Raw genomic sequence first — 12,063 nt, 5'->3', positions numbered from 1 at the left:
AAATGTATATTTTTAAGGGTTATAATGTTGGGCGGAAGTGCGATTAATTTAATATTTATTCTTTTTAAGATAATAATTTTTTATTGATATTCTTTGTTCTCGAATATATTCACTTGGTTTTTTCCCTGTCCAGCCAAAAAATGCTCTTGAAAAAGCACTAATATGGCTATAACCCAGCAAATCTGAGATTTCTTGGATGTTTCGATTTGAATCGATAAGTTTTTTCGCAAGTTCAAATTTCTTGGATTGCAGCAGTGAAGAGTAGGTTGTATTTGAATTGGCGAGTTCTCTCTTTAGTGTTCTTTCCGATATTTTTAATTTACTTGCAACATCAACCAAGCTCGGAAAACCTAGACCAGGTGTAAACTTAAGTTGCTGATTCACTTTTAAAATAATTTTATTGTCTTGGTCTTGATAAAAAAGATATTCCTTGTTGACCAATTCCATTGCAAGCACATAAGCCGTTGAAGAACTAAAGGTTAGGGGAAGATCCAAGCATTTAAGATCGAAACTAATTTGATTGTGGTCTTGATTGAAGTGAATAATAGGGAGCCGTTTTTCATAAAGTAAATGATAATCTTCCTGATCCCATGCAACATTAATATTTACACCAGTGAGATTATAATTGGTGATCATTTGTAAATTGGTTGTAATATCGACAAGCGCACTTTCCAGAAAGAATTTATTGACGATATTCTTTCTGCTTTCATTCATATGCGCTGGTAATTGGTAGAGGGGATTAAGTCGAAGAATGATTTTGTTGTTTTTGTTTAGAATGGATAAATCCATTTTATGGATACGCATACTATAGTATTTTTGCATATCAATTAAAACTCGACCGATTGTACTATTACTAATCAGTACAAATCCGAGTGCGCCGTGTACAGTTAATTTACAATTTAAACCGAATTGATAGCCAAGTCCTTTATTGGGAATTAGCTCTAACAGTCGAGTGACAATATCGATCCACTGGTCGAAAAATATCCGATCATTATTATTGTTATCAGTAAGTAAGGATAAAGGAATTTGACAATACCGAATGATTTCGCTTTTAGGGACTCCAAATGTAGTCGCTGTATCTACAAGTATTTTTAGATAATCATTATAGATGCTAAGTGGTTGTTTTTTCATGCTTTCCGTGATAAAAATAAAATATGAGTCTAAAAATATTTATACAGCAGCTAAATATATTTTTAAGAATTTGCTGTCAAAAGTCCTGTTTTGTTAAATTTTTTTGATAGAAGTGTTTATTAGTATTCTTTGTGGGAATAATTGGTGATTTTTTTATAAAAAGTGATGGAATTGTTAAAAATTCGTATTAATTGTTAAGTGGATGGAGACTTTGTTTACTTAGATTTATAGGTGCTTGAATCCTTTTTATAGGCACTTATTTCATGAATAAAATATACAGATTGGTCTGGAACAAAAGCTTAAGTCTATGGACAGTGGTTTCAGAGAACGCACGAGGCGTCACAAAAAAACGTAATTTAGTGACAAATACATCAGTAAAAACAGTCACTTCTTCATCTATCCAAAAGTATAAGCAATATCAACTTAAACCTAGCTTAATTGCACTGACCATTAGTTCTGTTTTTTTTACAGGTAATGTCTTTGCAGCCACCAATACCGGCGGGGGAGCCGTCAGTAATAATGGTAGTGGTAACAGTATGGCTATTTCACCTACACAATCGCAGTGTGGTAGTGATGGTCAAGCGAGCGTAAATGGCAATAATGGTGTTGCTGTCGGTTGTGGCAATAGTGTCGGACCTGTTGGGAGTAATAGTCAGGGATTAGTTAACCGCCGCGGTACAGGGAGTAACAATTATCCAACTGGTCCAGCCGGTATTGTATCTTCTGCAACAGCTGTAGGTAAAAACAATAAAATCTCGAATACTGGTGGCGCCTCTTTATTTGGTACAGGTAATGTCTCAGAAGGAAGTGGTACCTTTCATAATGTTGGGATTGGACAAGGGAATCTTCTTGGTGGACCAGGTTATAATACGGCGATTGGTATCGGGAATGAGGCCGTAACTGGAGCTTCTAGTGTTGTTATTGGCACGGATAACCGATCGCGTGGTGGTACAGCTATTGTAATGGGCCGTCAAAGCTATGCTGATGCGAATTATGGGATATCATTAGGGAACACCGCAACTGTTGAAGAGGGTGCAACTGCGGGTATCTCAGTGGGACACTCGGCTCTAGTCAGTGGTGTAAGAGGGATTGCAATTGGTAACTCTACAGCATCATCAAATAATCAGGATACAGCAACCGCAGCAACGGCATCTGGTACAGATGCTGTTGCTATCGGGACAACGAGTAACGCGACAGCTAACCAAACCACTGCGGTAGGCCGTCGAGCCAATGCTGCAGGGAATAATGCATCTGCATATGGCAATCAGGCAAGTGCGCAAGGAGCCTCTTCTGTTGCGGTTGGCGATAGTTCGAATGCCCAAGGTGATAACGATATTGCAGTGGGCCGTAATGCAGCCACTGCCAGTGGTGGTAGCAATAATATTGCAATGGGTAATGGGGTTACGACGGGTAGTACTGGTCAGAACGTTGCAATTGGGGTCAGATGGTACGACAGCCAACTCAGCAAGTGCAGATGGCGGTGCTGTTGCGATTGGTCGTGGTCAAAGGGCTCGAGGTGATGGCGCGGTTGCGATTGGTGATCCGAATACAACCAATGGTAATGGCGCGGTAGCTGTAGGTCGTAATAATACAGCTGCAGGTGACACTGCAGGTAATACAGCGGCTGATGGAGCAGTTGCACTGGGGAATGAAAACCAAGCAATTGGTCAAGGTTCAGTTGCTCTAGGCAATGCTTCTAGAGCAGAACAGGCTGGCTCAATTGCCCTTGGTGATACAGCGAATGCAAAAGCTGCACGTGGTATTGCACTTGGTTCAAATGCTGTAGCAAACAATGCTGATGATGTTGCATTAGGTTCAGGCAGCACGACCAGTACAGCAAGTGGTGCAGGGTTCCTTACAGGAACAGCCGCACCAACGTCTGTCGTTTCAGTCGGAACAGCAGGTAACGAACGTCGTATTCAGAATCTATCTGATGGTGCGGCTGATACAGATGCGGTGAATGTTCGTCAATTAAAAAGTCTAAAAGATATTGTCGATGAACAAGGGGATACCACTGCGGCTAGTCTTGGTGGAGGTTCTACCTATGACCCAGATACAGGTACAGTGACTAACCCAACCTATAACGTAAATGGCAAGGACGTAAATAACGTAGGTGCTGCGATTACTGAATTAGACAAAGGATGGAACCTGCAAAGCAACGGTGCAAATACTGGCGCAGTCAAAGCAGGCGATACCGTTGATATTGGTACAGCGGATGGCGAAGAAAACTTACAAGTGGCGAAAGACGGCAATAACATCAAATACAGCCTGAATCGCGATTTAAAAGTGGATAGTGTAAAAGCTGGTGATACGGTTATTAACAACGATGGTATGACCATTGCGAATGGCCCAAGTGTGACCAAATCAGGCATTGATGCGGCAGGAAATACCATTAGTAATGTTGCAGATGGTGTTGCAGGAAGCGATGCCGTTAATAAAAATCAATTAGATAATGCAGCAGCAGCAGCGAAGACAGAAGTCACCGAAGGTAAGAATATTACCGTTACCAAAACTACGGGTGATGATGGTCAAGATATCTACAATGTTGCAACCGCAGATGATGTTGAATTTAACTCAATTAAAGCAGGCGATACGGTCATCAATAACGATGGAATGACCATTGCAGGCGGTCCAAGCGTTACCAAAGATGGCATTGATGCGGGCAATAAGACGATTGGCAATGTTGCCGATGGTGTCGCTGATAGTGATGCAGTGAACAAAGGCCAATTGGATAAATCCAGTCAAGACTTAACAGATAAAGGCTTTGGCTTAACCGCGCAAGATGGTACGACTGTTCAGAAGAAACTTGGTGAAGCCGTTGAGGTTGTTGGCGCAGATAGCAATATCACCACCAAAGTTCAAGACGGTAAAGTTGCAATTGAACTGGCAAAAGACCTAGATGTGAATAGCGTCAAAGCAGGCGATACCGTGATTAACAATGACGGTATGAGCATTGCGAATGGCCCAAGTGTGACCAAGTCAGGCATTGATGCTGCGGGCAATACGATTAGCAATGTCGGTCCAGGTGTCGCAGGCACAGATGCAGTCAACAAAGACCAGTTAGACAATGCGGCGGCAGCAGCGAAAACTGAAGTCACCGAAGGCAAAAACATTACCGTAACCAAGACTACGGGTGATGACGGTCAAGACATCTACAATGTTGCAACCGCAGATGATGTTGAGTTTAACTCAGTTAAAGCTGGTGATACGGTTATTAATAACGATGGGATGACCATTGCAGGTGGTCCAAGCGTTACCAAAGATGGCATTGATGCGGGCAATAAGACGATTGGCAATGTTGCCGATGGTGTGGCTGATAGTGATGCAGTAAACAAAGGCCAATTGGATAAATCCAGTCAAGATTTAACAGATAAAGGCTTTGGTTTAACTGCACAAGATGGCAGCACTGTTCAGAAGAAACTGGGTGAAGCCGTTGAAGTTGTTGGCGCAGATAGCAATATCACCACGAAGGTTGAAGATGGCAAGGTTGCGATTGAACTGGCAAAAGACCTAGATGTGAATAGCGTCAAAGCAGGCGATACCGTGATTAACAATGACGGTATGAGCATTGCGAATGGCCCAAGTGTCACCAAGTCAGGCATTGATGCTGCGCGCAATACGATTAGCAATGTCGGTCCAGGTGTCGCAGGCACAGATGCAGTCAACAAAGACCAGTTAGACAATGCGGCAGCAGCAGCGAAAACTGAGGTGACGGAAGGTAAGAACATTACCGTAACCAAGACTACGGGTGATGACGGCCAAGACATCTACAATGTTGCGACTGCAGACGATGTTGAATTTAACAATGTCAAAGTGGGTGACGTTACGATTGATGGCACCACTGGAAAAATTAGTGGTGTTGCTGCGGGTGATGTGAATCCAGACTCAACCGATGCAATCAATGGCAGCCAATTGGCGAACAACGCGCAAAGTGTTGCCGATGCCTTAGGTGGCGGTTCAACAGTTAATCCAGATGGTACGGTTAGCCAACCGAATTACAGCGTAAATGGCAACGAAATTAACAACGTTGGTGATGCAATCACTGAGTTAGATAAAGGCTGGACCTTACAAAGCAATGGTGCAAACGCAGCTGCAGTAAAAGCAGGTGACACGGTTGATATTGGAACAGCGGATGGTGAAGAAAACTTACAAGTGGCGAAAGAAGGCAATGACATTAAGTACAGCCTGAAGCGTGATTTGAAAGTGGATAGCGTTACTGCTGGTGATACGGTTATTAACAATGACGGTATGACGATCACAGGTGGTCCAAGTGTGACCAAGTCAGGCATTGATGCTGCGGGCAATACGATTAGCAATGTCGGTCCAGGTGTCGCAGGCACAGATGCAGTCAACAAAGACCAGTTAGACAATGCGGCGGCAGCAGCGAAAACTGAAGTCACCGAAGGCAAAAACATTACCGTAACCAAGACTACGGGTGATGACGGCCAAGACATCTACAATGTTGCCACTGCAGACGATGTTGAATTTAACAATGTCAAAGTGGGTGACGTTACGATTGATGGCACCACTGGAAAAATTAGTGGTGTTGCTGCGGGTGATGTGAATCCAGACTCAACTGATGCGATCAATGGCAGTCAATTGGCGAACAACGCGCAAAGTGTTGCCGATGCCTTAGGTGGCGGTTCAACGGTTAATCCAGATGGTACGGTTAGCCAACCGAATTACAGCGTAAATGGCAACGAAATTAACAACGTTGGTGATGCAATCACTGAGTTAGATAAAGGCTGGACCTTACAAAGCAATGATGCAAATGCAGCTGCAGTAAAAGCAGGTGACACGGTTGATATTGGAACAGCGGATGGTGAAGAAAACTTACAAGTGGCGAAAGAAGGCAATGACATCAAGTACAGCCTGAATCGTGATTTGAAAGTGGATAGCGTTACTGCTGGTGATACTGTGATTAATAATGACGGTATGAGCATTGCCAATGGTCCAAGTGTCACCAAGTCAGGCATTGATGCGGCAGGCAACACGATTAGCAATGTCGGTCCAGGTGTCGCAGGCACAGATGCCGTCAACAAAGACCAGTTAGACAATGCGGCGGCAGCAGCGAAAACTGAAGTCACCGAAGGCAAAAACATTACCGTAACCAAGACTACTGGTGATGACGGCCAAGACATCTACAATGTTGCCACTGCAGACGATGTTGAATTTAACAATGTCAAAGTGGGTGACGTTACGATTGATGGCACCACTGGAAAAATTAGTGGTGTTGCTGCGGGTGATGTGAATCCAGACTCAACTGATGCGATCAATGGCAGTCAATTGGCGAACAACGCGCAAAGTGTTGCCGATGCCTTAGGTGGCGGTTCAACGGTTAATCCAGATGGTACGGTTAGCCAACCGAATTACAGCGTAAATGGCAACGAAATTAACAACGTTGGTGATGCAATCACTGAGTTAGATAAAGGCTGGACCTTACAAAGCAATGGTGCAAATGCAGCTGCAGTAAAAGCAGGTGACACGGTTGATATTGGAACAGCGGATGGTGAAGAAAACTTACAAGTGGCGAAAGAAGGTAATGACATTAAGTACAGCCTGAATCGTGATTTGAAAGTGGATAGCGTCACTGCTGGTGATACTGTTATTAATAATGACGGTATGAGCATTGCCAATGGTCCAAGTGTCACCAAGTCAGGCATTGATGCGGGCGGTCAGAAACTTACTAATGTTGCCCCAGGGACTGTTAGTGCGGATTCAACTGAAGGAATCAATGGTAGTCAATTACATGCTCAAGGCGAGGGTGTGAAAAATATCATTGGTGGCAATACAACCTATGACCCAGCAACAGGGCAATATACAAACCCTGATATTGGTGGTACTGGCGAAAACAACATTAATGATGCGATTGGCTCACTGGGTCGAACCGCAGCGGCAGCGAAAACGGAAGTTGAAGCTGGCAAAAACATGACAGTTGAAAGCGAAACAGGTGCAGATGGACAAACCATTTACACCGTTGCAACTGCAGACGACGTTGAATTCGACTCAGTTAAAGTAGGTGACGTTACGATTGATGGCACCACTGGAAAAATTAGTGGTGTTGCTGCGGGTGATGTGAATCCTGATTCAACTGATGCGATTAACGGCAGTCAATTGGCGAACAATGCGCAAAGTGTTGCCGATGCCTTAGGTGGTGGTTCAACGGTTAATCCAGATGGTACGGTTAGCCAACCGAATTACAGCGTAAATGGCAACGAAATTAACAACGTTGGTGATGCAATCACTGAGTTAGATAAAGGCTGGACCTTACAAAGCAATGGTGCAAACGCAGCTGCAGTAAAAGCAGGTGATACGGTTGATATTGGTACAGCAGAGGGCGAAGAAAACCTACAAGTCGCGAAAGAAGGTAATGACATCAAGTACAGCCTGAATCGTGATTTGAAAGTGGACAGCGTCACCGCAGGCGATACGGTGATTAACAACGACGGTATGAGCATTGCCAATGGCCCAAGTGTGACCAAGTCAGGGATTGATGTTGCTGGAAACAAGATCAGTAATGTTGCCGCAGGTACAGAAGGAACTGATGCGGTTAATAAAGACCAGCTAGATTCAGCGGCAGCGGCAGCGAAAACGGAAGTTGAAGCTGGCAAAAACATGACAGTTGAAAGCGAAACAGGTGCAGATGGGCAAACCATTTACACGGTTGCAACCGCAGACGATGTTGAGTTTGACTCAGTTAAAGTTGGTGATGTCAATATTGACGGTAGCACAGGCAAGATCAGTGGCGTAAGCGCAGGTGATGTTGCAGCGGATTCAACCGATGCCATTAACGGCAGCCAGTTACATGGCGTGGCGGACAGTGTGAAGAATGCGATTGGTGGAGAAACCACATTAAATCCAGATGGATCAGTGACCACCAGCAATGTGGGTAATACAGGACAAAACAACATCCATGATGCAATTGATTCGGTTCGAGGTCAGGCCGCAGCAGCGAAAACTGAGGTGACTGAAGGTAAGAACATTACCGTAACCAAGACTACGGGTGATGACGGCCAAGACATCTACAATGTTGCAACTGCAGACGACGTTGAGTTTGACTCAGTTAAAGTAGGTGACGTTACGATCGATGGCACCACTGGAAAAATTAGTGGTGTTGCTGCGGGTGATGTGAATCCAGACTCAACTGATGCAATCAATGGCAGTCAATTGGCGAACAACGCACAAAGTGTTGCAGATGCCTTAGGTGGCGGTTCAACGGTTAATCCAGATGGTACGGTTAGCCAACCGAATTACAGCGTAAATGGCAACGAAATTAACAACGTTGGTGATGCAATCACTGAGTTAGATAAAGGCTGGACCTTACAAAGCAATGGTGCAAATGCAGCTGCAGTAAAAGCAGGTGACACGGTTGATATTGGTACAGCGGATGGTGAAGAAAACTTACAAGTGGCGAAAGAAGGCAATGACATTAAGTACAGCCTGAATCGTGATTTGAAAGTGGATAGCGTAACAGCAGGTAATACCCGTTTGGATAACAGCGGTGTTGAAGTGAAAGATGCTGTGGGCAACTCAACCAGGATGGTTGCTGGTGGCACCATTGTTAAAGATGCTCAAGGCAACAGTACTGCAACAACAGCAGCTGGTACGACCATTAAAGATGTGCAAGGTAATAGCACAATTCTAAATGGTACTGGTCTGGCATTTACCGATGCATCTGGTGCGCCAGTTGGACCAAGCGTGAGCCGTACAGGTATTGATGCGGGTGGTGAGAAAATTACCAATGTCGCAGATGGAGAAGTTGCAGCGGGTTCCAAAGATGCAGTCAATGGTGGTCAGTTAAATGACAGCGTGGATACAGTTGGTGACATTATTGGTGGTGGTGTGACCAATGAAGGTGGCAAGCTGAATGGACCATTCACAGTCAATGACAAAGGTTACGCAAACATTGCCGATGCTATTGCAGCGGAGTCAGCGGCAGCGAAAACGGAAGTTGAAGCTGGCAAAAACATGACAGTCGAAAGCGAAACAGGTGCAGATGGACAAACTATTTACACCGTTGCCACCGCAGACGATGTTGAATTTGACACAGTTAAAGTGGGTGATGTCAGCATTGACGGTAGCACAGGCAAAATCAGTGGCGTAAGCGCAGGTGATGTTGCAGCGGATTCAACAGATGCCATTAACGGCAGCCAGTTACATGGTGTGGCGGACAGTGTGAAGAATGCGATTGGTGGTGAAACCACATTGAATCCAGATGGAACAGTGACCACCAGCAATGTGGGTAACACAGGCAAGAATAATATTCACGATGCAATTGATTCAGTACGTGGTCAGGCAGTAGCAGCGAAAACAGAAGTTGAAGCTGGCAAAAACATGACAGTCGAAAGCGAAACAGGTGCACATGGACAAACCATTTACACCGTTGCAACTGCAGACGATGTTGAGTTTAACAATGTCAAAGTCGGTGATGTCAGCATTGATGGTACGACAGGCAAGATCAGTGGTGTTGCAGCGGGTGATGTCAATCCAAACTCAACTGATGCCATCAACGGCAGTCAATTGGCGAACAACGCGCAAAGTGTTGCAGATGCCTTAGGTGGCGGTTCAACGGTTAATCCAGATGGCACGGTCAGCAAGCCGAACTACACTGTAAATGGCGATAGCATTAACAATGTTGGTGATGCGATCACAGCATTAGATAAAGGCTGGACTTTACAAAGTAATGGAGAAAATGCAGCTGCAGTGAAAGCAGGCGACACGGTTGATATCGGTACAGCGGATGGTGAAGAAAACTTACAAGTAACGAAAGAAGGCAATGACATCAAATACAGCCTGAATCGTGATCTGAAAGTGGACAGCGTCACCGCAGGCGATACTGTGATTAACAACGATGGTTTAAGCATTACTAACGGCCCAAGTGTGACCAGAGACGGTATTAATGCTGGTGGTAAAAAGCTGACCAATGTTGCAGCAGGTACAGTGAGTGCGGATTCAACCGATGCAATCAATGGTAGTCAATTACACGCTCAAGGCGAGGGTGTGAAGAACATTATTGGTGGCAACACCACTTATGATCCAGCAACAGGACAATATACAAATCCTGATATTGGTGGTACAGGTCAAGACAACATCAATGATGCCATTGGCGCAGTAGGCGATGCGGCAAAAGCTGCAAAAACCACAGTCAAAGAAGGTGAAAACATTGTTGTGACTGAGTCTAAAAATGCGGATGGCAGTACCAACTATGAAGTCGCTACCGCCAAAGATGTGAAGTTTGACAGCGTTACCGCGACCGACGATGAAGGCAATGAAACCGTACTAACTGCGACTGGAACTCAAGTCAAAGATGGAGAAGGTAACGAAGCTGAATATGGTGCCAAAGGAATCAGCCTGAAAGATCAAGAAGGCAAAGGAACACTGATCAATCAAGACGGTTTGAGCTTTATTGATACTTCGGGCGCGAACATTGGACCAAGTATTACAGCAGCTGGTATCAATGCTGGAAATACGGTCATTACTGGTGTGGCGGCAGGCCGAGTTGCAGCAGACTCACAAGATGCGATTAATGGCAGTCAGTTACATGGTGTAGCGGACAGCGTGAAGAACATCATTGGTGGCAATACCACAGTGAATCCTGATGGCACGTTAAGTGGCAGTAATATTGGTGGAACTGGTAAGGACAACGTCAATGATGCCATTGGTGCGGTAGGTGATGCTGCGAAAGCCGCGAAGTCTACTGTGAGCAATAAAGATGGCAATATCAGTGTGAATGAAACCACCAAACCAGATGGTAGCAGAGACTATGAGGTTGGTTTAGCTAAAGACATTAAGGTCGACAGTGTTACAGCTGGTGGTACTAAAGTCGATGGAGATGGTTTACACATTGATGGTGGTCCAAGTGTGACCAGAGACGGCATTGATGCAGGAGACAAGAAAGTCACGGGTGTAGCGGATGGAGAGGTTGCCAAAGATTCGAAAGATGCTGTGAATGGCGGTCAACTGCATGATGTTGCGGACAGTGTGAAAAACGTTGTAGGCGGCAATACCACAGTGAATCCAGATGGAACGATCAGTACCAGCAACGTAGGTGGAACAGGTCATAACAACATCAATGATGCGATTGCCTCAGTGAAACAAGATGCCCAAGCCGCGAAATCTACGGTAAGCAACAAAGATGGCAACATCAAGGTGAATGAAACGACCAAAGCAGATGGAAGCAAAGACTACGAGGTAGGTTTAGCCAAAGACATCACTGTAGATAGTGTTACAGCGAAAGATGTCAAAGCGAACCAAGTAACAGTTGCTGGCGATCAAGGTACGACTAACATTACAGGTGGTGGTATCAGTATTACTGGCCCGAAAGGAGAAGCGGGTCCGAGCATGACCACGGATGGCATTAATGCAGGTGGTAAGAAAGTGACTGGCGTGGCAGATGGAGCAATTCATAGTGCTTCAAAAGATGCAATCAATGGTAGCCAGTTACATCAATCGTATCAGGATGTGGGTGCAGCCTTAGGAGGAGGAGCTGGTTATGATCCTGAGAAAGGATGGAAAGGGCCGACTTACAATGTTGCGGGTAGTAATTATAACAATGTTGGTGATGCACTGGGGGCTCTGAATCAAGCTGATCAGGCACTCGATAACCGCATCACAAATTTAGGCGATCAAATGCAACAAGCTTTCTATGATACCAATCGCAGAATTGATGATGTAGAGAAAAAAGCCAATGCTGGTGTAGCTGCTGCTATTGCGTTAGAAGCAGCACCTTTTGTCGCAGGTAAATATACCTATGCGGTTGGTGCTGCTTATCATGGTGGAGAAAATGCATTTGGCGCGACTTTACGTAAGACCGCAGATAACGGACGCTGGTCATTGACTGGTGGTGTTGCAGCAGCGTCACAAGGTGATCCAAGTTTCCGTCTTGGCTTGAGTGGCGTAATTGATTAATTACTCATTTTGAGTTCACGGGGG

2 protein-coding genes and 1 pseudogene are annotated in these 12,063 nt (G+C 44.9%); 2 read left to right on the top strand and 1 reads right to left on the bottom strand.

The genetic code is table 11. The features are described from left to right. Positions 1-48: 48 nt before the first annotated feature. Complete coding sequence (locus GBI66_RS18430) at positions 49-1,131, bottom strand: AraC family transcriptional regulator (RefSeq protein WP_005184891.1); 1,083 nt, start codon at positions 1,129-1,131, stop codon at positions 49-51. A gap of 263 nt (positions 1,132-1,394) precedes the next feature. On the opposite strand from GBI66_RS18430, the pseudogene GBI66_RS19875 reads away from it, so the two are divergent. Together GBI66_RS19875 and GBI66_RS18420 are read left to right on the top strand one after the other, a co-directional pair. After that, positions 1,395-2,450: pseudogene (locus GBI66_RS19875) on the top strand (ESPR-type extended signal peptide-containing protein); the annotation flags it as partial. A 76-nt stretch (positions 2,451-2,526) separates the two neighbouring features. Continuing rightward, positions 2,527-12,039 (top strand): YadA-like family protein, encoded by a 9,513-nt coding sequence (locus tag GBI66_RS18420; RefSeq protein WP_228267307.1) that lies wholly within the window; start codon positions 2,527-2,529, stop codon positions 12,037-12,039. Positions 12,040-12,063 lie beyond the last annotated feature (24 nt).

It is taken from the genome of Acinetobacter sp. TUM15071 (assembly GCF_008980925.1).
Classification (GTDB): Bacteria; Pseudomonadota; Gammaproteobacteria; order Pseudomonadales; family Moraxellaceae; genus Acinetobacter; species Acinetobacter dispersus.
The sequence above is the reverse complement of the archived record's forward strand: the minus strand, read 5'-3'. Positions and strand labels throughout refer to the sequence as shown.

Bases quoted from the DNA above. Each gene is read 5' to 3' on its own strand.
- GBI66_RS18420 (WP_228267307.1), top strand. From the start codon at position 2,527: ATGGGGTTACGACGGGTAGTACTGGTCAGAACGTTGCAATTGGGGTCA.
- GBI66_RS18430 (WP_005184891.1), bottom strand. From the start codon at position 1,131: ATGAAAAAACAACCACTTAGCATCTATAATGATTATCTAAAAATACTT.